This is a genomic window from Acinetobacter sp. 25-47-130 (genome assembly GCF_056779705.1).
In genome coordinates this window covers 42290-66232 of record NZ_JBWYII010000004.1, presented here as the reverse complement: position 1 = coordinate 66232, position 23943 = coordinate 42290, and the positions used below count along the sequence as shown (strand labels likewise).

Annotated in this window: 24 protein-coding genes; 15 read left to right on the top strand and 9 right to left on the bottom strand. The window is 40.6% G+C overall.

Annotation, left to right across the window (positions count from 1 at the left end; all coding sequences use genetic code 11):
* Nucleotides 1-9 precede the first annotated feature (9 nt).
* Both AC1M83_RS07460 and AC1M83_RS07455 read left to right on the top strand, forming a co-directional pair.
* Nucleotides 10-333 carry a proton-translocating transhydrogenase family protein gene (locus tag AC1M83_RS07460; RefSeq protein WP_035265316.1) on the top strand — a complete coding sequence of 108 codons (324 nt, stop codon included), beginning with the start codon at nucleotides 10-12 and terminating at the stop codon, nucleotides 331-333.
* Nucleotides 334-336: 3 nt separating this feature from the next.
* Nucleotides 337-1782 carry an NAD(P)(+) transhydrogenase (Re/Si-specific) subunit beta gene (locus tag AC1M83_RS07455; protein WP_481588701.1) on the top strand — a complete coding sequence of 482 codons (1446 nt, stop codon included), beginning with the start codon at nucleotides 337-339 and terminating at the stop codon, nucleotides 1780-1782.
* Between the two features lie 41 nt (nucleotides 1783-1823).
* Here AC1M83_RS07455 and AC1M83_RS07450 read toward each other — a convergent pair whose 3' ends face one another.
* The 6 genes from AC1M83_RS07450 to AC1M83_RS07425 form a co-directional block, all read right to left on the bottom strand.
* Complete coding sequence (locus AC1M83_RS07450; RefSeq protein ID WP_481590354.1) at nucleotides 1824-2441, bottom strand: GNAT family N-acetyltransferase; 618 nt, start codon at nucleotides 2439-2441, stop codon at nucleotides 1824-1826.
* Nucleotides 2442-2544: 103 nt separating this feature from the next.
* Nucleotides 2545-2952 (bottom strand): ribosome silencing factor, encoded by a 408-nt coding sequence (gene rsfS / locus AC1M83_RS07445; protein WP_035265319.1) that lies wholly within the window; start codon nucleotides 2950-2952, stop codon nucleotides 2545-2547.
* Nucleotides 2953-3051: 99 nt separating this feature from the next.
* Entirely contained in the window at nucleotides 3052-3825 is a 774-nt protein-coding gene (locus AC1M83_RS07440) for a hydroxypyruvate isomerase family protein (RefSeq protein ID WP_481588703.1), read from the bottom strand.
* Nucleotides 3826-3837: 12 nt separating this feature from the next.
* Entirely contained in the window at nucleotides 3838-4713 is an 876-nt protein-coding gene (locus tag AC1M83_RS07435) for an NAD(P)-dependent oxidoreductase (protein WP_481590400.1), read from the bottom strand.
* A gap of 35 nt (nucleotides 4714-4748) precedes the next feature.
* On the bottom strand, nucleotides 4749-5537 hold the full coding sequence (locus AC1M83_RS07430) for a crotonase/enoyl-CoA hydratase family protein (protein WP_092768311.1): 789 nt from the start codon (nucleotides 5535-5537) through the stop codon (nucleotides 4749-4751).
* Between the two features lie 110 nt (nucleotides 5538-5647).
* Entirely contained in the window at nucleotides 5648-8452 is a 2805-nt protein-coding gene (locus AC1M83_RS07425; RefSeq protein WP_481590353.1) for a GacS-like sensor histidine kinase, read from the bottom strand.
* 151 nt (nucleotides 8453-8603) lie between these two features.
* On the opposite strand from AC1M83_RS07425, the gene cysM reads away from it, so the two are divergent.
* From cysM to AC1M83_RS07405, 4 genes are read left to right on the top strand one after another with little or no spacing between them, the layout of a single operon-like run.
* Entirely contained in the window at nucleotides 8604-9524 is a 921-nt protein-coding gene (gene cysM / locus AC1M83_RS07420; protein WP_481588705.1) for a cysteine synthase CysM, read from the top strand.
* Nucleotides 9525-9540: 16 nt separating this feature from the next.
* Nucleotides 9541-10362 (top strand): 3'-5' exonuclease, encoded by an 822-nt coding sequence (locus AC1M83_RS07415; protein WP_035265329.1) that lies wholly within the window; start codon nucleotides 9541-9543, stop codon nucleotides 10360-10362.
* A 9-nt stretch (nucleotides 10363-10371) separates the two neighbouring features.
* Complete coding sequence (gene rlmD, locus AC1M83_RS07410; protein ID WP_180028509.1) at nucleotides 10372-11739, top strand: 23S rRNA (uracil(1939)-C(5))-methyltransferase RlmD; 1368 nt, start codon at nucleotides 10372-10374, stop codon at nucleotides 11737-11739.
* Between the two features lie 53 nt (nucleotides 11740-11792).
* A complete protein-coding gene (locus tag AC1M83_RS07405; RefSeq protein ID WP_035265331.1) occupies nucleotides 11793-14099 on the top strand; it encodes a RelA/SpoT family protein in 2307 nt (768 codons plus the stop codon).
* 55 nt (nucleotides 14100-14154) lie between these two features.
* On the opposite strand, the gene AC1M83_RS07400 is transcribed toward AC1M83_RS07405, so the two are convergent.
* Nucleotides 14155-14586 carry a hypothetical protein gene (locus AC1M83_RS07400; protein WP_035265332.1) on the bottom strand — a complete coding sequence of 144 codons (432 nt, stop codon included), beginning with the start codon at nucleotides 14584-14586 and terminating at the stop codon, nucleotides 14155-14157.
* Between the two features lie 79 nt (nucleotides 14587-14665).
* Nucleotides 14666-15442 carry an SDR family oxidoreductase gene (locus AC1M83_RS07395; protein ID WP_481590352.1) on the bottom strand — a complete coding sequence of 259 codons (777 nt, stop codon included), beginning with the start codon at nucleotides 15440-15442 and terminating at the stop codon, nucleotides 14666-14668.
* A gap of 107 nt (nucleotides 15443-15549) precedes the next feature.
* On the opposite strand from AC1M83_RS07395, the gene mazG reads away from it, so the two are divergent.
* The 9 genes from mazG (at nucleotide 15550) to yjgA (ending at nucleotide 22228) form a co-directional block, all read left to right on the top strand.
* Complete coding sequence (gene mazG, locus AC1M83_RS07390; protein WP_481587553.1) at nucleotides 15550-16344, top strand: nucleoside triphosphate pyrophosphohydrolase; 795 nt, start codon at nucleotides 15550-15552, stop codon at nucleotides 16342-16344.
* Complete coding sequence (locus tag AC1M83_RS07385) at nucleotides 16337-16747, top strand: ComEA family DNA-binding protein (RefSeq protein WP_092768325.1); 411 nt, start codon at nucleotides 16337-16339, stop codon at nucleotides 16745-16747. The genes mazG and AC1M83_RS07385 overlap by 8 nt, the downstream gene beginning before the upstream one ends.
* A 153-nt stretch (nucleotides 16748-16900) precedes the next feature.
* Nucleotides 16901-18358 (top strand): polynucleotide adenylyltransferase PcnB, encoded by a 1458-nt coding sequence (pcnB, locus tag AC1M83_RS07380; protein WP_481588712.1) that lies wholly within the window; start codon nucleotides 16901-16903, stop codon nucleotides 18356-18358.
* Nucleotides 18355-18843, top strand: coding sequence for a 2-amino-4-hydroxy-6-hydroxymethyldihydropteridine diphosphokinase (gene folK, locus AC1M83_RS07375; protein ID WP_035265339.1), 489 nt, complete (start codon nucleotides 18355-18357; stop codon nucleotides 18841-18843). The genes pcnB and folK overlap by 4 nt, the downstream gene beginning before the upstream one ends.
* Nucleotides 18844-18883: 40 nt before the next feature.
* A complete protein-coding gene (gene panB / locus AC1M83_RS07370) occupies nucleotides 18884-19693 on the top strand; it encodes a 3-methyl-2-oxobutanoate hydroxymethyltransferase (protein ID WP_035265341.1) in 810 nt (269 codons plus the stop codon).
* A gap of 2 nt (nucleotides 19694-19695) precedes the next feature.
* Entirely contained in the window at nucleotides 19696-20535 is an 840-nt protein-coding gene (gene panC / locus AC1M83_RS07365) for a pantoate--beta-alanine ligase (protein WP_179998617.1), read from the top strand.
* Nucleotides 20536-20574: 39 nt separating this feature from the next.
* The gene (gene rapZ, locus AC1M83_RS07360; protein ID WP_035265345.1) at nucleotides 20575-21426 is read left to right on the top strand and encodes an RNase adapter RapZ; all 852 of its coding nucleotides are present in this window, start codon (nucleotides 20575-20577) and stop codon (nucleotides 21424-21426) included.
* Entirely contained in the window at nucleotides 21423-21692 is a 270-nt protein-coding gene (locus tag AC1M83_RS07355) for an HPr family phosphocarrier protein (protein ID WP_035265349.1), read from the top strand. Before rapZ ends, AC1M83_RS07355 begins: the two co-directional genes overlap by 4 nt.
* 2 nt (nucleotides 21693-21694) lie before the next feature.
* Nucleotides 21695-22228 (top strand): ribosome biogenesis factor YjgA, encoded by a 534-nt coding sequence (gene yjgA, locus AC1M83_RS07350; protein WP_035265351.1) that lies wholly within the window; start codon nucleotides 21695-21697, stop codon nucleotides 22226-22228.
* A gap of 57 nt (nucleotides 22229-22285) precedes the next feature.
* Here yjgA and AC1M83_RS07345 read toward each other — a convergent pair whose 3' ends face one another.
* Entirely contained in the window at nucleotides 22286-23926 is a 1641-nt protein-coding gene (locus AC1M83_RS07345; RefSeq protein ID WP_035265353.1) for an acyl-CoA synthetase, read from the bottom strand.
* Between the last annotated feature and the right edge of the window lie 17 nt (nucleotides 23927-23943).

The following is a 23943-nucleotide window of genomic DNA, read 5'->3' as shown; positions in this document are numbered from 1 at the left end:
AGACTGATCATGGTTGAAACTATTACAATTTTTGTCCTCGCAATCTTCGTAGGTTATTACGTTGTTTGGGGAGTGACACCTGCGCTTCACACGCCGCTGATGGCCGTAACGAATGCATTGTCTTCAATTATTATTGTCGGTGCGATGATCCAAACTGTTGGTCTACCTGTTATGGGTGTTGAGGGGGCTGTTGATTTTCAAACCATCAATGTGGTGAGTGTATTAGGTGCGATCGCTGTTTTCTTAGCAAGCATTAATATTTTCGGTGGCTTCGCTGTAACCGCTCGTATGCTTGAAATGTTTAAGCCAAAGCAAAAGAAAAAAGAGGGTTAATACATGGAATTTATTCGTGAGTATGCGGATTGGTTTTACCTAATCGGTGCCGTTCTTTTTATCTTAACTTTGCGTGGCTTGTCTGGTCCTAAGACAGCAATTGCAGGTAACCGTTACGGTATGATTGCAATGGCAATCGCCGTGTTAACAACTTTCTTTGTTGCTGATAATCCTGTGGTATGGATGATTGTCGGTGCAATGGTATTGGGTGCGATTGTTGGTATTGCTCGAGCTCGTACAGTGCCTATGACACAAATGCCAGAAACAGTTGCTCTCATGCACTCACTCGTGGGTCTTGCTGCAGTGTTGATTGCGATCGCTGCAATTATTCACAACAACAAGCTCGTCGAGCTTGGGCCAGACTTACTGGCTGCAAATGGTGTGAACTTCCATGAAATGAGTCGCGTACATTTATTCGAATTATTCGTAGGATGTTTCGTTGGTGCCATTACATTCACTGCATCGGTATTTGCTTATGGTAAATTGGCGGCAAAGAAATGGGCAAAAACGATTTCAGGTGCATGGGTTAAACCTGTTCAAGCTTTGATTTTTATTGCGATGCTAGCAGCAGGGATTCACTTCTTCTTGACGGGTAACATGACCTCGTTCTGGGCAATGACAGCACTTGCTTTAGCCTTTGGTTGGGTATGGATTGCGCCTGTTGGTGGTGGTGATATGCCAGTTGTGGTGTCTTTACTTAACTCATTCTCTGGATGGGCGGCAGCAGGGATTGGTTTTACGCTTGAAAACAACATGTTAATTGTTGCAGGTTCGCTTGTAGGTTCGTCAGGTGCAATTCTGTCTTATATTATGTGTAAAGCAATGAACCGTTCAATCATCAACGTATTGTTTGGTGGTGCAATGGGTGGTGTTGCAGCACCGACAGCAGCAGCTGGTGCAGCAGTTCAACGCAACTACCGTTCTGGTTCTGCTGACGATGCTGGTTTCTTAATGTCAAATGCAGACAGTGTTGTAATTGTACCGGGTTATGGTATGGCGCAGGGTCGTGCTCAAAATGCGGTGAAAGAGCTTGCAAATTTATTGAAAGAGCAAGGTGTAACTGTACGTTTTGCGATTCACCCAGTGGCAGGTCGTATGCCTGGTCACATGAACGTCCTTTTAGCTGAAGCAGATGTTCCGTACGAAGACATCTTAGAGATGGATGAGATTAACTCAGACTTCCCAGCAACAGATGTGGTGTTGGTCATCGGTGCGAATGACGTCGTTAACCCTGCAGCGAAAGATGATCCAAACTCGCCAATTTATGGTATGCCTATTCTTGAAGCACATAAAGCTCGTACCATTATGGTGATCAAGCGCTCTATGGCGACAGGTTATGCGGGTCTTGATAATGACTTGTTCTATAACGACAAAACAATGATGATCTTTGGTGATGCGAAGAAAGTTGTTGAAGATATGACGAAAGCCATTAATGGTACAGGTCACTAATTTATAGACTGTTTTAAAAAAACCACCTTCGGGTGGTTTTTTTATTTTTCATGTGTAGGTTTTCGCCACATTCCCCAAATTTCAGGTGCATCGTAGGGCAGATCGCGAAGGTGAAAGATCACTTCAAATCCATAATGACGATAGAGTCCAACATTGCTTGGTGTTGCAGTTTCTAAATAACATGGGATACCGTGTTGATCGCTCTTGGTGAGAATAGGTGTTAAGACTTTGCTGGCTAAGCCTTGTCCTTGGTGGTCAGGACTTACACCTATGAGTTGTAAATAATAATGCGCCTCACTGGGATGATGTTTCTGCACCAGATTAATGATGTGAATAAATTTCACCAGTTGTCTTAAACCGATAATCTTCGTTAATTGAGGGAGTAGTTTAACCTGCTGAATGAGGTTTAAATCCCACTGATTTGGCGGAATCCAAAGTGCAGCAACTGAGCGATCGGGATTGGTATAGACTTCATCATATGGTTGAGCGATATCTTTCAATTGAATACTAAAGAATTGCTCTAGTTTTTCATGTTTTTGTTGGAAACTCAGTTTTTCAGCTTGGATCGCCCAGTTGCAAAACTCTTCGTTCCAAAAGGATTGCATTAATGTTTCTACTAATGCATCGTGATCTGTTCTTGTGGCTTTTATCATGGTCATATCAAGGTAAACCAAATTAGTGAGTTCTTTTTTGTTGGCTTTATTGTTATAAATTTAAAATGCACAGTATAAAAAAGCGACCAAGAAGGTCGCTTTAATATGTTTATGCTACAGAATCTGTAGTTGAAGCATTACGCCATAAGTTTTCTAGATCATAAAACTTACGTGCTGTAGGTAACATCAGATGTACTACAACAGTGCCAAGATCAACAAGGATCCATTCTGCATCGCTTTCGCCTTCAATACCGATAGGGCGAAAACCTGCTTTACGTGCTTCATCAGCGACGTTGTTTGCAAGCGCTTTCACGTGACGTGTAGAAGTACCTGAAGCAATGACAATTGCATCTGCAACATTGCTCACTTCGCTAACATCAATCGTTGTGATTTCTTTTGCTTTAACGTCAAGCAATGCTTCTTGAACAACTTTTAAGCAAGCTTGAACGTCTTGTTTTGGAGAATTCAAAGAGAGTTCGTGAGAATTAGAAGCGCCGGGCGATGGTTCTAAATTCATGAGAAGTGTATTTTCCTGACTATAACTCATCTTTCACTATAGCGCTTTCTGCTTGAAAATTCAAACTTTGAACAAATTTTATACCACAATATGATGATATTAAAGAAGTTTATTTTTCCATTCGAAAGAATCTGTTGAATGAGATTGGGGGCGATATTCGGCTGCGACAAATCCTTCATACATGCTATTTGCAATGCATTCAAAAATAGCGGGATAGTCAATTATCCCTGTGAGTGGTTCATGTCGACCTGGTACATCTGCAAATTGGATATGCCCAATGTGTTGCATATTTTCTTTGAGTGACAGAATCAGGTCTTCTTGCATTCTAGCCATGTGATAGCAATCGAATTGCATTTTTAGAGCTGGATGATTGACGTCTTTCAGTAACTCTTTGGCTTGATGCATTGTTTGAATCATGAAGTTGGGCATATCAAAGCCATTAATCATCTCAAAAACGGGTTGAATCCCATGCGCTGTGAAGATCTCGCTGACAAATTTAAGATTTGAGACTAAGGTTTCATAGCAGACCTGATATTCAACATTATCTGGTTGCTTGCCAGCCAAAATATTCACTCGAGGTATATTAAGTGAGCATGCATATTCAATCGCTAAGTCAACAGCTTGTTTAAATTCATCAGTTTTACTTGGGATACTTGCTAATCCGCATCCGCCTTGCATTAAATCTCCGGCAGGAACGTTGATGAGACACAAGCTAAGTTGATGTTCATTAAGTTCATGCTGAATTTGCTCAATACTCAGCTCATATGGAAATTGAATTTCTACATGTTGGAACCCATATTCAGCAGCCAGCGCAAAGCGTTCAATGAGTGGAACTTCTGTAAAGATCATCGATAAATTAACAGCGAGCTTCATATTGAATGCGACCTATTTATTGTTTTGTTCAACTTGCAGAATGACTGAGGCAAGGTCTGATTCAGAAAAGCCATTGGATTGATGCGCTTTCAATTGTTCTAAGGCTTGTTGAGCGACAGGAATATTAAGGTCAAATTGTCGAGCCAAACTCAAGGCATTATTTAAATCTTTAGACAGCGTCTGAACTTTCCATTGCACAGGCTCAAACTCATGCGTTGCCATACGTGGTGTTAAAATTTGAAAAGGTTTAGAGTCGGCGAATCCACCTGCTAAGGCAGGTGCAAGCAGTTGAGTATCAACACCCGCCTGATCTGCTAAAGCAACAGCTTCTGCGATGAGTGTGCTATTTGCAGCAACGATGAGTTGATTACAAATTTTGGTGGCTTGTCCTGTTCCAGTTCCACCCATACAGGTTACACGTTGTGAAAGAACTTGATACATTGGTTGTAAAGATTCGATGATGCTCGATGGTCCGCCAGCAAAAATAACTAAACTGCCATTTTCAGCACCAGCTGTTCCACCTGACACAGGAGAATCTATCCAATGCGCTGATTTAGCAGTTGCACGTTGTGCAAGATTTTTAGTTTTATCCACAGATAGACTCGAGAAGTCCACAATAATCTGCTCGGGTTGAATCAGTGATTCAATTTGAGAAAAAACAGCCTCTACCGCATTGTCATCGGCTAAACAAGTTAGGATCAGATCAAATTGTGCTATCTCAGAGAGTTGAAGGGGATGTGCCCCAAGCTGGATTAACGGCTCACATGCGTTGGGGCTTCGGTTCCAGACAGCAGTGTAAAACCCAGCCTGTATCAATCGAGTCGCCATTCTGCTACCCATTAAACCCATACCTAAGAATGCGATTTTAGTTTGACCGTTAATCATTATTGAAGCTAATCCCTGATCTAAGTTTGAAAACCAATTTATTTGAATTGACGTGGTAGAAATTCCAAATCTGGATTTTTATCTTTTTTACGCGCAATTTGACTGTTTTTGCCAAGGAGTAATTTGAGTTGCCAAATTTTCTCAAGACGAAGTGATTTTTTGGGTGCGTGTTCCATCGCATCTAAGACTTGTTTTACTGCAGCTAAGGCATCAGGTGAGCGCTGCAACATTTCGTCGGCAAGCTGTTGAGCTTTTTGCATCGGCGCGTTATCAACATGTGTGATCAATCCAATTTCTTTGGCATATTGACCATCAAATACACGTGCTGTTAATGATAATTCTTTGGCTAGGTCGACTCCAATAATACCTTTGATTGAGCGTGTTAACCCCATATCTGGAACTAAGCCCCAACGGGTTTCCATAATCGACATTTGGGTGTTGGGGTGAGCAATTCGAATATCAGCCGCTAAAGCCAATTGCATACCTGCACCGAAGCAATACCCTTCAATAGCTGCAATGACTGGAACAGGGAGTTCTTGCCAGATTAAAAAAGCTTTTTGAAATAGACTTTGACCAGGCTTAATGAGTTCCCATGCGGCATAAGCACGATTTTGTGGATTATTCAGGTCTGTTAAATCAATACCTGCACTAAATACGTTGGCTTCACCAGTGAGAATCACACAGCGGATAGTACGATCAGATTTAATTTTTTTTGCGACTTGCACCAACTCTTTCAAAAGTTGAAAGCTCATCGCGTTACGTTTGTCGGGACGATTCAGAAAAACCGTCGCAATTCCATTATTTTTTTCTACACGTATTACAGCCATTATTGTGACTCGAGTTTATTGTTTCTTGTTTTAAGCATAACATGTCCAAAATAGACTGTCGTGACAGTAGAGTCATCACGTATTGCCTAATACAGTGCGTTGATCGTCTATTAATGATTCAAAATAGACTCGGCTGCTTCTTTTACTTGTACAATCGCATCTTTTAATTCATCCAGCCGTTTCATCACATTTTCAATAAATTGCTCATCTGCTTTTCTACGCTCTTTACGCAGCGTTGAAACGAACTGTTCAAATTCACCTGTGATGCTTTGTAAATTCGGAGTGCCGACGTAGCGTGTTGCCCCATATAAACGGTGTAATACATGTTCGAGCTGCGGATAATCTTCAAGTTCGATGAGTTGTTCTATTTCAGCAAGTTCATTTGGGAAACTATCTACCAGCATCTTCAATAAATCTTGTGCTAAATCTTCTTTATTCGCTGCCAATTGAACGCACTGTTTCCAATCTAAAACCTGATGATCTAAGGTTTCGATACGTAAAGTTTTTTCTTGGGATTTAATTGGATGAATAAACTTATCACTGCTCCAATGGGTCAGAATTTGAATAATTTGATCCATTTGGATTGGTTTGGTGACATAGTCATCCATGCCGACTTTAAGCAACTTTTGTTTCTCATCTGCTAAAGCATGTGCTGTAAGTGCAATGATCGGTGTGTGACGTCCCTCGATGGTGGATTCTAGTGACCTGATCGCACGAGTCGTATCGATGCCGGACATTACTGGCATTTGAATGTCCATAAATATCAGATCAAACGGCTTTTCATCATTTTGAATCTGTTGTTGTAAAATTTGTAGTGCCTCTTGTCCACTTTGCGCTTTAGTTGTTTGAACATTAATTTCGCCGAGCAAAGCTTCTAAAACGATTAAATTTGGTAGATGATCGTCTACTGCAAGTACATGTAAATTAAGGGCTTTAAAGTTATCATGAGGTTCTACTTCAAATATTGGCTGATTTTCCAAAAGCTGAATTAATGATGAACGGCTCAGAGGTTGATACAGTGGTCTCGCTTTGTATTCATTCAACATGTTGAGGTCGAGCGCCATCTGATAGCCATATACGGCTAAGTGACCTTGATAACGTCCGCGAATCTCTTTTAATAAAGCCTCTGGATCACCACTGTGATCTACAATCAACCACGTATTTTCAGGATGATGTGTCAAACCGTTTAGACGGCTGAATAAATCTAGAATGGATTGAGCTTCTGTGTGTTCAACACCGTAATTTTCTAAATAATGACGTAAAACATTCGCAGTTGCAGGGTGGGCTAAATAGGAGATGACACGCATGTCATGGAATTGCGGATGAATAATTTCATATTCATCAACCGCAAATTTCGCAGTAAACCAGAATGTTGAACCCTTTTCAGTTGGGGCGCGTTCTTGGTTATCTTCAAAGCCAATTTGGCCATGCATCAGATTAACCAATTGTTTTGAGATTGCTAAGCCTAAACCTGTGCCACCAAATTGACGAGTGACGGAAGCATCGCCTTGAGAAAATGATTCAAATAACCGTTTTCGGTCTGTACCACTTAACCCAATACCACTATCTTGAACACTAAAATGCAATAGGCAATGTTCTAGATCGTCATGCTCCATTCGAACACGTACAATAATTTCACCATCAGGGGTGAATTTAATGGCATTTGAAATCAGGTTAGTCAAAATCTGTTTACAACGTAAAGCATCGCCAATCACATACTTTGGAATGTTATCGGCATAGTAGAAGGCCATGTCGATATTTTTTTGGGCGGCTAATGGCGACAACATGTCCATAACATCGAAGATCGCTTCTTCTAAATCAAATGATGCGGTTTCTAATTCAAGTTTACCGGCATCAATTTTTGAAAAGTCCAAGACGTCATTGATCAGTGCTAAAAGATGTGCTGATGATTTGCGAATCGTTTGCAAATACAGGCTTTGATCATTGCTGAGATTCTCTTGGCGCAATAACAAGTGAATAAAACCATCGATACTATTCAGCGGGGTACGCAACTCATGACTGATATTGGCAAGAAAAACAGATTTTGCCTGATTGGATGAGATGGCCTGATCGCGTGCTTGTTTATAAGTAATATTTTGCACTTCAAGTGTATCAAGCGTACGTCTTAAATCGTCTTCGGTCTGCTCGGTATGTTCCTTCAGCTCTAAAAAGCTGAAATGTAGACGCTTCACGACATTCGCAATATCACGTTGGAGTAACCTTAACTCGCCAGTACTATTGATGACCATGTGTTGGTCGAGTGTGTCTGCATTGAGTCGCTGTAATTGCATACGTATTTCGTACATAGGTGCAATCCAACGTCGTGAATAAAAGTTCAAGCACAGTAATAAGAGTAAAAGTGTCAACAAACCCGTCGTGATCAGTACAATGAAAACACGATATTGAGAGATGGCGAGAGGTTGATTATCTAGCTCGATAACAAGCCATTTTTTACTTTGATCAGGCGTATTTAATGCTAAGCCATAAATATGATTATGTTGATCTTTAATCGGACCAAATGTTTGTACATTGGTCGGGAAGCTAGGCCAAGGTTTATCATTGCGATAGCCTAACCCAAAATAAGGTTTTTGTTGTTGGTCTAGGACTGCGACACTGAGTAAATACTTTTCATTAAACATCTTTTGTAAGATGCTTTTAGCGCGGTCTTGTTGCGCTTGTGAGGGGTTTTTTTCAAGCGCAATAAGTAGGTTTTCTGTCGTGTATTTATAACGACTTAAAATTGCATTTGCGGCAAAGCGTTGTTCTGATTTTGCGGAATTAGACGTTTCTGTGAGTACCAGTGCAGAGCCGACGCTTGCCAGTACCGCAATGGGTACAAAAATGAGGGCAATCAATTGCCCATAAGCATGGTTTAGTTTTAAGCGATTGAAGATTTTTTTATTCAAATTCGACATGTGCAGAGTGACTCATTCCCCATGTTGGGCATATTAGCACGCTTTAAAAAAATGATGGTGCTTTAATCACCCTCATTAAAAAGCCTTTGAAATTGATGCAGTGAGATACTTTTTTTCATACAATACCTGCACCTCAATATGGGTGCAAATAATGAGTAATACACAAGTAGATTTTCAATCAGACGATTTTTTATTAGACCACTATGTGGGTAAAACCCCATTGGTTAGGTTACAGCGTCTGGCAAGTCATACTCAAGCGACTGTATTGGCAAAACTGGAAGGTAATAATCCAGCGGGCTCTGTCAAAGATCGCCCAGCATATAACATGATCATGCAAGCTGAAAAACGTGGTGACATTAAGCCAGGTGATACGCTGATCGAAGCGACTAGCGGTAACACAGGTATTGCATTAGCCATGGTTGCGGCAATGCGTGGCTATAAAATGAAATTGATTATGCCTGCAAGCTCTAGTCAAGAGCGCAAAGATGCAATGCGTGCGTATGGTGCTGAGCTTATTGAATCCGAGAATATGGAAGAAGCTCGTGATATCGCACTGCAAATGGAAAAAGATGGTCTAGGTTTAGTACTCAATCAATTTGGTAATCCAGACAATGTCCAAGCACACTATTTGACAACTGGTCCAGAAATTTGGCAACAAACTGGCGGTAAAATTACGCATTTTGTAAGTTCGATGGGAACAACGGGAACCATCATGGGGATTTCAAAATACCTCAAAGAACAAAATCCAAATATTCAAATTATTGGTCTACAGCCATCTGAAGGGTCGAATATTGCAGGTATTCGCCGTTGGCCTCAAGAATATTTACCGACGATTTTTGATGCTTCTCGTGTTGATCAAATTATGGATATTCCACAAATTGAAGCTGAAAAAATGGCTCGTCAATTGGCACGTAAGGAAGGAATTAGTGCTGGTACTTCTTCTGGTGGTGCAGTTTGGGCATCAATAAAAATCGCTGAACAACATCCTAGTGCTGTGATTGCATGTATCGTGTGTGATCGTGGTGATCGTTATCTCTCTACAGGGTTATTCTCTGTAGAAGATGAACAATAAATTCGAGTAAATCTATATGCGCTTACCTGTTTTAGTGTTTGATATTGAAACATTGACCGATCTTAAATCAGGAGCGCATCTATATGGCTTAGATTTACCAGAAGATAGTATTGAACAAGCGCTGAGTAAGTTAAGACGTCAAGAAGCGGGCACTGACTTTCAGCGACTTGCTTTACATGAAATTGTCTGTATTTCAGGACTATGGATTGATGAAAAGGCGGGAATGAAATTATTTTCATTCAGTCGTGAACATTATTCAGAACCTGAAATTTTACAAAAATTTCTATCAATTTTTGATAAACGTAATCCGACTTTAGTCAGTTGGAATGGCTCCCAATTTGATCTGCCTGTTATTATGTATAGAGCAATGTATCATGGGTTGTCTGCGCCAAGTCTGTTTGATCAAGGCGAAATTGATACACAAAAGCGCTATAATAACTACCAGAATCGTTACCATCATCGTCATATTGATTTGATGGATTTTATGGCAATGTTTAATGCGCGTCACTTCCAAAAACTGGATGATGTCGCTTATATGCTCGGTTACCCGGGTAAGCGCGGAACACCAGGTTATTTTATCCCTGAATATGTTCGTAACAATAATTGGATAGAATTAACCAGTTATTGTGAAGGGGATGTTTTAAACACATGGTTAGTCTATCTGCGCTATGTATTGTTAAAAGGACAGATTTTGCCTGAAGATCATCGTCTGTGGATTCAAGCGACGATTCATTATCTTCAAGGTCAACCCCAGCAAACAGAATTTTTGCGTATTTGGCAAGAAACTGCTGAAAAAACTGACTTCACTGCTTCGGATTTTAAATCAACTCAACATTAGGTTATCTCTTTGAAACAACGTGCCGCACATCGCTCATCTCAACTTCCTCGTTATACATTTACAGTTGAGAGACTTTCACATGAAGGGCGAGGGATCGCACATTTTCAAGGACAGGAACATCCTCAAGACAAATTGGGTAAAAAGGTTTTTATTCGTTTTGCACTGCCAGGAGAAACAGTAGAAGCTCAAATTACCCATCAGGCAAAAAAATTAGAAGAAGCTGATTGTGTGCAGTTGATTGGGGCGCCGAGTCCAATTCGTACACAGCCAGTTTGTCCACATTTTGGAAAATGTGGAGGCTGTAATATGCAGCACATAAAATTAGATGAACAAATTCGTTTAAAACAATCAGTTTTAGAGTCGCATCTCACCCACTTTGCAGGTGCTCTTCCAGAGTCGTGGCTAGAACCATTGCGTTCGACACGTGAAGATTATCGTCACAAGGCTCGTATTGGCGTTCGCTACATTGCTAAAAAAAATAAATTAGTCATGGGTTTTCGTGAGGCTCAATCTAATCAGCTTACTGAAATTAAAACCTGCAAAATTTTAGATGCAGAGCTAGATGCTGCGTTACCTCACCTCAAGGTACTCCTTGAAAATCTAAAAGCAAAAGCAGATATAGGTCATATTGAATTGGCGAAAGGAGATCAAGAGGTTGCACTTTTGATACGTCATACCAACAAATTACCGCAAAATGATGTCAACCAACTGCGTGAATTTGCGTTAGAAAGATCATGGCAGCTTTATTTGCAACCTGCTGGTGTAAGTAGTGTTCATCGTGCGGATGGTGACCTATCTGAGCGATTACATTACTCACTACCGGATTTTAACGTGACGTTTGGTTTTAAACCGACTGACTTTACTCAGGTTAACCCCACCATTAATCCACAAATGGTGAAGCTGGCATGTGAATTGCTTGACCTGAGCGGAAATGAGCGTGTTCTTGATTTATTCTGTGGTCTAGGGAATTTCTCATTGCCACTTGCACGTTCTGTAACACGGGGTGAGGTCGTCGCGGTGGAGGGAAGTGAGGAAATGGTGATGCGTGGGACAGAAAATGCACTGAAAAACGGCATCACAAACGTAAAATTTTATGCTCAGGATTTAACGCAAGATTTTTCGCAACATTCTTGGGCAAATCAAGGGTTCGATGCACTCTTAATAGACCCACCACGCGCTGGAGCTGAAGAAATTATGCACTATGTGCCAAATTTTGGTGCAAAAAAAATCGTCTATGTTTCCTGTAATCCTGCTACATTAGCACGTGATACAGGGATTTTAGTACAACATGGTTATCAGTTGAAGAAAGCTGGTGTGATGGATATGTTCAGTCATACAGGCCATGTTGAATCTATTGCTTTATTTGAAAAAAGCTAGTGCTAAGTGTTGATTTAATAAAATGAAGATTAGATTTAAAAAAGGAGAAGGGTATGGTCACAGTACGTGAGCAGTTACCTGGACGACTGACTGAGTTGTCTGAGGAAACGACTGTAGAACATGCCGCTGAAGCGCAACTTGGTTTAGCAACTTGGCTAGACCGTGCGCGGATTATTTTAGACGGTGCAGAACTTAAAAAATTAGAAGAAGTCGCTCTTAGTGTTTTAAAAAAAGAACTGACTTCTGATCACCATCATAAAACCAATACCTTCGCGACTGGCTTAGGTATGGCAGATATTTTGGCTCACCTACATGTTGATGAAGATACTTTGTCAGCAGCGATGCTTTATCGTAGTGTGCGTGAGGGCATGACGTCGCTTGAGGAGATTCGTAAAAGCTTTGGTGAAAGTGTCTACAATTTGGTGAAAGGCACTTTGGCAATGGGTAAGTTGTCAGAGCTGATCGAAAAAAATAAACGTTTAGAAGATCACTTCAATAATAATCAGCGTGAACATTTAACTGGGATTTACAAGATGTTGATCTCAGTAACAGAGGATGTTCGCGTTGTATTAATCAAGTTGGCTGAGCGTACGCTGGCTTTGCGTGAGTTGGCAAACTCTCCAAAAGAGCGTCAAGAGCGTGTCGCACGAGAAATTTTGACCATTTACTCGCCCTTGGCGCATCGTCTTGGTATCGCGCAGTTAAAATGGGAACTTGAAGATCTTGCGTTCCGTTATTTAGCACCAGAGCGCTATAAAGAAATTGCATCTTTACTCAATGAAAAACGCTTAGAGCGCGAACAATATATTCAATTCGTGGTCGATAAGCTGAAAAGTGAGTTGTTGAAGCATGGCATTGAGGCTGAAATCTCAGGTCGTGTGAAACACATTTATTCGATTTATCGAAAAATGAAAAGCAAGAACTTAAGTTTCGATCAGCTATATGACATTCGAGCTGTTCGTGTATTAGTTCAAAATGTATCTGAGTGTTATCACGCTTTGGGGATCGTACACCAAATCTGGCGTCATATTCCCCATCAATTTGATGATTACATCACTAACCCGAAAGCCAATGGTTATCGCTCTTTACATACTGCAGTGATTGCTGAAAATAAATCTTTAGAGATACAAATCAGAACCACTGAAATGCATGAAGAAGCTGAGTTAGGCGTTTGTTCTCATTTCAATTATAAAGAAGGTGCGAAAACTACAGATTATTCATTTAATCATCGTTTACACTCTTTACGTTCCGTGCTTGAGCATTATCAAGAACGAAATGAAGCAGGTGCGCATCCGAATGAAGACGAAACTGAAAATTTCAATCAGCTTCAAGATTTTGAAGATTTTGAAAAAATTTATGTTTTTAGTCGTGATGGTGACATCAAAGAATTACCACGTAATTCAACCGTTTTAGATTTTGCATACCATGTGCATACGGAGGTTGGCAACAAGTGTTATGCAGCACGTGTAAACCAACGTTATGTTCCACTGACTTATACATTAAAAACAGGTGAACAAGTCGAGATTTTGACCAAGAAAGATCGTGAGCCAAATCGTGATTGGTTGGTGAACTCTTTAGGTTATATCAAGACAGCACGTGCAAGAGACAAGTTGCGCCATTGGTTCAGACAGCAAGACCGTAGTAAGAACTTAGAAGTCGGTCGAGAGATTCTCACCAAGGAATTATCACGTCTTGCAATTCACCCAAAAAGTATTGATTTGAGTGATTATTGTGCTCATTTTAACGTTAAAACAGGTGAGGACATTCTTGTATCCTTGGTGAGTGGAGATATCAGTCTTCATGCATTGATTAATCAAGTCAATCGTCATATGCACTTGGATCAAGATGAGCCTGAGTTAGTGCTGAAGCCAGCATTAAATCCACGGGCGAGTCATACATTATCAGCGCATGGGATTCTGATTGACGGTTTGGATAATGTTGAACTACATATTGCACAATGTTGTCAGCCTGTTCATGGTGAGTCGATTGCTGGATATATCACACTCAATCGTGGGGTGAGTATTCATAAGGTGGCTTGTCCGGATTATGTACGTATGATCAGCCAAGAACCTGAACGCGCTGTTGAAGCAGATTGGGAAATGCAACCTACAAGAGGGCAGAGTGTCCAAATTGTGGTTGAGGCTTATGATCGTCGAGGACTGCTGAAGGATCTAACCCAAGTGATTTTTTCAGATCAGATTAATATTCGCCAAGTGAATACCATTTCCGAAGCGGATGGTATTGCCAATATGAAACTATTGATTGAGGTCAAAGGTTTGGCTCAATTGTCTCGCTTGTTGGCTCGATTGGAACAGCAACCAGGCATCATTAGCGCAAGACGTTTGGTTCAAGGAAATTAAAAAAAAGCCTGCTTTAGCAGGCTTTTTTATGACTGATCACTCAAATAGAGTTAAATCAGATTTTGCATTTTTTAGAACCTTGATAGATTCCAATATTATCGATGTTTGCTTGCGATGCAGCTTTGATCTGTTGCTGTAATGGAATATTTGCAGCATCAGAAGTATCGCTTTCACCCGCTACAGAGTTTGCAACTTGCCCCATTTTTGTTGCTTTTTCTGAGTTGCCACCGAAAGTAGATAATGCATTACCTGCCATACCCGCCCATTTGCTCAATGATTTAGCTGGCGTTTGGGTTGCAGCAGCTGCAATATTTTTATCAGCATTTTCTAGGTTACGCTTAGCATTGGCTTTTTCAACAGCTAGTGTTGCACAATCCATTGCCTTGAGTTCAGCAGTTGAGTGTTGTTTCGTTGGTAGTTCACCCGAAGCTTGAGCAAGAGTCGTTGTTAAAGCAGTAGCGATAGCTAAAGTTAAAATTTTTTTCATTATATATTCTCATTTGTAACGCATTGTTATAAATGCCCCTGTTGGGGCGAGGGAATATTGCACAAATGCGACTAATTTGTCATTTCTTTTTACTTAATATTAAATTTGTCACTCTATTGATCAATTGAGGACTGAATCTTGACAGGTGATACATCAGTTCAGTTTTGATGCCAACCGTATGGTGAGTCACGGTTAAGTGATGGTTTTTTAAACGTGCGACACGGTAAATTTCCTGAGCAACGTCTTGGGCGCTGAGACTGACTCCCATATTTTGAATCGTACCCGCATCCATGCCTTTTACCATGGCAGTCTGAACAAATAATGGCATGATGTCTAATACGCGTATTCCATATTTTTGCCATTCAACATCAAGACCTTCTGTAATGCCGCGAACAGCAAATTTACTTGCTGAATAGGACACTAAATCAGCTTGACCATAGATAGCAGAAGCAGAGGACATATTGATGATACGTGCGTGGGAGGCCTGTTTTAAGAAAGGGAGCGCAGCATGACAGCCATTGAGAACGCCGTTAACATTGATATTAAATGTTCGATGATGCGATGAGATATCTGTATTTTCGAATGCCCCTGAATATAAGATGCCAGCATTATTTAATAATATATTTATTTCACCAGCCCATTCGTTGAACTCAGTTAAAGCACTTTGCCATTGGTCGTATTGGGAAACATCTAGCAAACCCGCTTTAGCATTTGGCCCTAAAGATCGAGCCACTTGTTCAGCTTGTTCGAGATTGATGTCATAAATACCGACTTTATAACCTTGCTGATAGAATAGTTTTGCGGTAGCTGCGCCAATCCCTTGAGCCGCGCCACTGATAAAAATGCTAGATGTCATCGAAAATCCTTGTTGTTTTACATCATTTTATGTTCCTAGTTGAGCATAAGATTGTTCATTGAATCAACAATATCTTTAAACTCATCATTCACTAGAGATCAACTTTCATGGAAAAACTTTTAAATATCATGCAAGAGCTTCGTGCGAAATGCCCATGGGATCAAAAACAAACGCCTGAAAGCTTGACTCGCTATGCGATTGAAGAGGCTTATGAGGTAGAAGAAGCAGTTCGATCACAAAATACAGCGCATGTAAAAGAGGAATTGGGAGATCTTCTGCTGCAAGTTGTATTTCAATCGCAAATGTATAGTGAGCAAGGAGCATTTAATTTTCATGATGTGGTGGAAACACTGTGCGACAAGTTGATTCGAAGACATCCTCATGTCTTTCAATCGGCTCAGTTTGAACAACTGAATGAACAGCAGGTGAGTGAACTTTGGCAAAAAATTAAGGCTGAAGAGAAAAAAGACAAAACTAAATCACGTTTAGATGAAATTAAAGCGGGTCCTGCCTTAGATCAAGCCGAGCAAATTCAAAAAAATGTAGCTCAGATTGGATTTGATTTCGAAAATGTTGAGCAAGCGTATGAAAAGTTAGATGAAGAGTTATCTGAATTGAGAGAGGCGCTCAACCATCAAAATTCCGACGAAATACAAGAGGAGTTTGGAGATTGTTTATTTTCTTTAATCAATGTTGGACGTAAAATCGGCATTTCAAGTGAGATGGCTCTACTTGGAACCATCCACAAATTTAAACAACGTTTTTCATACATTGAGTTGCAGGCAAAAAATAGAAATACGCCCATTGAAAATATGAGTCTCAAAGAAATGGACCAATTGTGGGATCAGGCAAAAGTGTATCTAAAGCAACATAACAATAAAATTCAGGTTCAACATGAATAGCATCATTTCTTTTCTTCTTCTGATATTTACTGCATGTGTGAGTTTAATCAGTTCGGCATATCCACAACAGTTTGATCAATCTTACTTAAAATGGAAAGCAGAGCAAGAAGCTCATGATCAACGACTTAACCGGCAAAGTGCGAACCATTATTTATCTCGACCAGCCGTAAATACATCATCAAAGCAAGCAGCTGGTGGTGTCGGGCAATCAACTAAAGTTCGTCTTAATACGGCTTCAATGGTTGAACTACAAATGATTAAAGGAGTGGGTGAGAAGAAAGCTGCTGCAATTATTGAGTATCGGCAAAAGCATGGCAGTTTTAAGTCAGTAGATGAACTTCAAAATGTCAAAGGAATAGGTCCAAAGTTTATCGAAAAGAATCGCAACCAGTTAGCCCTCTAACACATTTTTATAGAGATCAAATGGCACTAAGGGGTGTTGAAATTTAATCAATTTTGACGGTGAATCTTGGAGAATAAAATTGCCCTTTGATTGTGTTAGAGCTATGATTAGCACAATTATGATTTTACGTTCTGACGTAGGAGACAGCGTCTTTTGCAAACTTTGCACGCGTCAAAGTGCGGTTTATCCACTGCACAATTACCTTCTTCCATTTTAGATGTTATTGATTCTTTAACTAAAGCCGGCTATGAAGCCTATATCGTCGGTGGTGGTGTCCGTGATTTGATGCTTGGACTTGCCCCTAAAGATTTCGATGCTGTAACCAATGCGACACCTTCACAAATTAAAGAAGTATTTGGTCGTCGTTGCCGAATTATTGGTCGTCGTTTTGAGTTGGCTCATGTCTATTCTGGTCGTGAATTAATTGAAGTGGCCACTTTCCGAGCTCCTCCTAAAAAAGCAGTGACTTCTGCTGCAGGGATGATTCTAAGAGATAATAATTGGGGCTCAATTGAAGAAGATTTTGCTCGTCGAGATTTCTCAATCAATGCGATGTATTACCAACCGCGTAAGGGTATCGTTCTTGATTTCTGTAACGCTATTGATGATATAAAAACAAAAACATTGCGTTTATTGGGTGATCCAAAGTTACGTTTTGAAGAAGATCCAGTTCGTATGTTACGAACACTAAGATTTGCTGCGAAACTTAACTTTAAAATTGATCCTGCAATTTTAGACGTATTTACACCTGAAGCAACCTTGCTTTTACGTGATGTATCACCACATCGTTTATATGATGAATCTCAAAAGTTATTCACAATGGGGCATTTGAATCGTGTGCTCCCAATGTTGATTGAGTTTGGAATCTGGAAACAATTATTTGCAGATATCCCTCCTCATATTGATGCATTTATTGAACGTGCAGCGAAAAATACAGATCAGCGAATTCAAATTGGTAAAACGATCAACCCTGCATTTTTCTATGCGGTATTGTTGTGGAAACCATTCCTTGAGCGTTGTGATTTTTATATGCACAAAGGTGTTGTGGCAGCTGAAGCACGTGCTCAAGCTGGCTTAGATGTGCTGAAGCGCCAAGCGACACGCACGATTATCCCGCGTTTTGCAGAAACATTTATTCGTGAAGTTTGGGAAATGCAAACTCGTTTGTTGAACCCAAAACCTCAGCAAATTGAAGCACTCTCAGGTCATGCTCGTTTTAGAGCAGGTTTTGACTTTATGTTGCTGCGTGAAAAGTCTGGAGATCAGACGACCAATGGCATGGGTCAATGGTGGGATGCTTATCAGTTGATGTCTTTGGACGAAAAAGAGCGTGTGATTGCGCAGTACAATCGTCAACGGACTAAATCACGACGTAAAGTTGCCGTGACCGAAGATGTTGCGGAAACAAAGCCTCAGCAGATTGAACCGCTAGTTAAAGAAACGGAGTCACGTAGCCGCCGCAGTCGTAAGGCCGCTTCAGCGAATGAGCGAAGAACAGAGCAAAATGCGAGTATCGCTTTGGATAATGGTATTGCAGCTGATCATCCTATTTTGAAGCGTAAACGTGTCAAACGCGATTTAAATACAGTGGTGTTTGGTCCTATCCAATGACAGTACGAACATATATTGGACTGGGAAGTAATTTAGGTGATTCTCAGCAGTTGATGGCAGAAGCCTATACGAAACTGGCAATGCTGGGTGTGGTGAAAGCATCAAGGCTTTATCATAGTCCACCTATGGGTCCTCAAGACCAACCACATTACCACAATGCGGTCGTTCGTTTAGATACGAGTCTAACGGCGCTTGAATTATTAGATGAATTACAAAAAATAGAAAATGAAGCAGGGCGGGTGCGTTTACGTCGTTGGGGTGAACGCACACTCGATTTAGATCTATTGTTATATGGTGATCAAACGATTCAAAATGATCGCTTAACTGTTCCGCATATCGGGATATTTGAGCGAGATTTTGTCATACTGCCGTTATTAGATCTGGATGTCGAATTAGAAATTCATGGACAGAAAATTCGAGAAACGAATATTGCAAAACACAGCCAATTGGATGTTTTAGCAGATTCATCTTGGATCAATATTTAAACTTTAAAATGTTCTAAGGAACTGTGTTAGAGGACATCTTATGATCAGTCTGAGCGATTTAAGACAATTCAAACAGCAAGGTCGAAAATTTTCATGTCTGACTTGTTATGACGCCAGTATGGCGAAGGCAATGGAAATTGCTGAAATAGATACCATTTTAATTGGTGATTCGCTTGGGATGACTATTCAAGGCCATGATTCAACGTTGCCTGTGAATGTGGAAGATATGGTCTATCACACCTCAGTTGTACGTCGTGGAAATAACCATGCTTTCATCTTAACTGATCTGCCTTTTATGAGTTATGCCACACTCAATGATGCACTAGTAAACTCGAAAAAAGTGATGCAAGCTGGCGCACAAATGGTCAAGCTTGAAGGTGGTGCTTGGCTTGCTGAAACGGTAGAAGTATTGACTCGCAATGGTATTCCAGTGTGTGTCCATCTTGGACTAACGCCACAATCCGTTCATGTATTTGGTGGCTATAAATTACAAGCCAAAACGCGTGAAGCTGCGGATCAGCTGATTGCTGATTGTAAAGCCGTTGTTGAGGCTGGGGCTGCAGTGTTATTGCTAGAGTGTGTACCTGCACAATTGGGTCAAGAAATTACAGAACTATTTCCGCATGTACCTGTGATTGGTATTGGTGCTGGAGCACAAACCGATGGTCAAGTTCTGGTTGTTCAAGATATGCTGGGATTAAACTTCGGTCGTGTTGCACGTTTTGTACGTAATTTTATGAAAGAACAGTCTGGTGAAACGGCCATTCTTGATGCAATCAAATCGTATCATGTTGCTGTACTAGATCAATCTTTCCCTGCTAAAGAACATACGTTCCAAGTTGAGCTTTAATCATGAAAACTGAAACAACAATCCATGGTTTAACCGCATCACTTCATGCTGCTCGTCAAGCACGAAAGACTATTGGTTTTGTCCCGACCATGGGGAATCTACATCAAGGTCACTTAAATTTAGTACGTGAAGCACGTAAATTATGTGATGTGGTTGTGGTCAGTATTTTTGTGAATCCGATTCAATTTGGCCCAAATGAAGATTATGACAGTTACCCACGCACACTTGATCAAGACAGTCAGTTGTTGGCTGAAGAGGGTTGTGACATTATTTTTGCACCTTCAGTTGAGCAAATGTATGGCAGTCAACCTCGCTTAACAAACATTAGTGTCGGTCAAATTACCAATGATTTATGTGGTGCTCAACGTCCGGGGCACTTTGATGGTGTTGCGGTAGTGGTAACGAAGTTATTTAATATCGTACAACCACATTTTGCATTTTTTGGTCAAAAAGACTACCAGCAGTTGGCTGTGATTAAGACAATGGTACGTGACTTGAACATGCCGATTGAAATTATTGGTGTGCCAATTGCACGTGCTGAAGATGGTTTGGCATTAAGTTCACGTAATGGTTATCTTTCAGCTGAACATCGTCAAATTGCACCAGTCATTTATCAATCTTTAAAAACTGCTGAAACAAATTTAAAACAAGGTCAAGCGCTTACAGAGGTTCTTGCTGAGATAAAATCAACTTTAAGTGATGCTGGCTTTGTCGTGGATTATGTTGAAGCACGTAATCCAATGTTGCAGGCAGTAGAGCAATTTGACCAAGATATTGTGTTATTTGTTGCTGCGAAAATTGGTTCGACACGCTTGATCGACAATTTACAAATCAGTCATTAAAACAGGATTAAACTCGATGATGATCGTCAGGTGTGGTGCATGAAGCGAATTCTTATTGTTACAGGACAATCCGGTTCAGGGAAGTCATCTGCATTGCAGGTTCTCGAAGATTTAGGTTATTACTGTATCGATAATTTGCCGCTAGCATTACTTCCTGAGATCGTTGGAAAGTTAGATCAAGAAAATAATTTAGAACAATTGGCTTTAGGGGTTGATGTTCGGAGTACACGCGCTGATTTGCAAGAATTTGAGCAAGTTTATCAGCAACTGGAAAAACATGGTGAGGTTGAGGTGATTTATCTCACCACTAAAGATCAAGAGTTAATTGCTCGTTTTAGTGCCTCGCGTCGACCTCATCCACTGGCGAATCGTTTTAAAAGTCTGAATGAGTGCATTCAGGAAGAGAAACAATTACTGTTGCCGATTCAATTAAGAGCAACTGTACAGATTGATACATCAGATAAAAGTGTCCATGATCTTAAAGATACATTATTATCCCGCTTAGGGCAGGTAGATAACTTAATTGTTATTTTACAGTCTTTTGGATATAAGCATGGTATTCCGTTGGATGCTGATTTTATTTTTGATGTGCGGCATTTACCCAATCCACATTGGGATTTAGAGCTTAGAAAATATTCGGGTTTAGATGAGCCCATTGAAAAATTCCTGACATCATTTGACCAAGTGAATATGATGTTTGAGGATTTAAAGCAATTTTTAGAGAAGTGGTTGCCTGCCTTTGCAGAAGGGCATCGCCATTACATTACGGTTTCGATTGGATGTACAGGTGGTCAGCACCGCTCTGTATTTATTGTGGATAGACTCAAAAAGGCGCTTGAGGCACAATGGTCTATTCAGGTCTTGCATAGAGAAATGAAGCACTGGTCATGATTGACACAACTGTTGACGTAATTAACAAATTAGGATTACATGCGCGTGCGTCAGGCAAGCTCATTGAGGTCACTACCAAATTTCGAAGTTCGATTAAAATTGGTAAGGGCGATAAATTAGTCGATGCCAAAAATATTATGTCTTTGCTCATGCTCGGTGCAGGCAAAGGAACTACATTAAGACTAGTGATTGAAGGGGCAGATGAAGAGAAAGCTTTGTCCGAAGTTCAAGCATTATTCGCAGCAAAATTTTACGAGGCTGAATAATCGTGGCACGTCGATCGCAACGTTTTACTGAAGATGATTTTGAGTCTTTAGAAGGACGTGCAAGTAAAACTGAACAAAAGAAAGCTGTACAACGTATGGCTGCTTTAGGGGCTCAACTTGCTGAGTTACCCAAAAAAAAGATTGAAAGCCTTCCTGTGGAAGAGCGCTTAATTGAAGCTTTATTGGATGTTCAATTGATAACATCAGGTGAGGCTCGTCGTCGTCAATTTTTGCGTATTGGTAAATTATTACGCAATGAAGACGAGAGCATGATCTTATCTTATTTGACACCTCAACAAGGGGCGAAAAAGACAGCACAATTGCACCGCTGGGTCGATCGTATGATTGCACAAGGTGAGCCTGTTATTAAAGAATTTATGAAGACTTACAATGCTGCAGAGCATCATGCAATACGTCAGCATTTACTTCGTATTGAACGTGATATTCAAAAAAACTTAGGTGAGGATGCTGTTGCACAATCTAAGTTAAATTTGCTGAATTACGTTCAGCAAGTTGCACTTATCTCTGATCGTTAATGGTCAAAAAAAAGGTCTGATGTTTCAGACCTTTTTTATTTCTTAGATGCTTAATATTTAGAGTGCAGCACGATCTTTTGCCCAATCTCGCAACACAAACTTTTGCAGTTTACCTGTTGAAGTTTTAGGGATTTCAGTAATCACTACGTCTTTAGGTACCTTGAATCGAGCAAGATGTTGTTTGCAGTATTCAATGATTTCTTCAGGTGTAGCTTGTTGCCCTTGCTTCAATTCAATAAATGCGCATGGAACTTCTTGCCAACGTGGATCAGGTTTTGCAACAACTGCAGCTGTCAGCACGGCAGGGTGTTGATAAAGTACTTCTTCCACTTCAAGTGAAGAAATATTTTCACCACCAGAAATAATCACATCTTTCGAGCGATCTGTGATTTTGGCATAACCATCAGGCTGGCATACGGCAAGATCGCCAGTATGGAACCATCCACCAGCAAATGCTTCAGCGGTGGCTTCAGGATTCTTCAAGTAACCTTTCATGACAATGTTGCCACGGAACATAATTTCCCCCATGGTCTGACCATCGTTCGGTACAGGCAGCATCGTTTCAGGATCCAATACTTTCATCCCATCTTGAAGTGGATAAGGTACACCTTGGCGTGAATGTAGTTGAGCTTGTTCTTGGATGCTTAAATCACTCCAGCCTGCTTGCGAAGCACATAGCGCTGATGGTCCATAGGTTTCAGTGAGACCATAGACGTGGGTAACATTGATTCCTAGATTTCGCATACCTTCAATAATGGCAGCTGGTGGCGCTGCACCAGCAACCATCACTTCAACTCGATGATTAATTTCGCGTTGTTGCTCTTTTGGTGTGTTGATCAACATGGACAATACAATTGGTGCACCGCAGAAGTAATCGACTTGATGATCCGCGATCAATTGATAGATCTGTGCTGGATCAACTTTTCGAAGACAAACATTTGTGCCACCGTTGGCGGCCATGGTCCAAGCGAAACACCATCCATTACAATGGAACAGAGGCAAAGTCCATAAATAGGTGGCACGGGGTGTCATACCACAAGCAATGATATTACTTGCTGCATTAATATAAGCCCCACGATGATGATAGACCACACCTTTTGGATTCCCAGTTGTGCCTGAGGTGTAGTTTAAGCTGATGGCATCCCATTCATCCTGTGGTAATTGCCACTCAAACTCAGGATTACCTTGTGAAAGCCAAGATTCATACTCAATTTTTCCAATACGGGGCGCTTGTTCATTGAATTCATATTCAGTATCTGCAACATCGATAACATAAATATCTTGAGGAACTTGTGCTAAAGCTTCCTGTGCTAATTCTGAGAATTCAGGGTCAACTAAAAGTACTTTTGATTCAGCATGTTCAAGCATAAATGCGAGTGTTTTTGCATCTAGGCGCGTATTTAATGTATTGAGTACAGCGCCTGCCATAGGCACTGCAAAATGCGCTTCGATCATGGCTGGAATATTTGGAAGTAATACCGACACAGTATCATTTTTTTGAATACCAAGCTTTTGCAGCTGATCGGCAAATTGACGGCAACGTTGGTACTTTTCTTTCCAGCTAATCCGGCGTGTACCATGAATAATTGCATCTTGCTGAGGGTAGATATAGGCCGCACGCTCTAAATATCTGAGTGGAGAAAGGGCAACAAAATTTGCTGGCGTTCTAGGTAGTTCGTCATACGGACTTAAATTCATTTTAGTATCCATCTTCA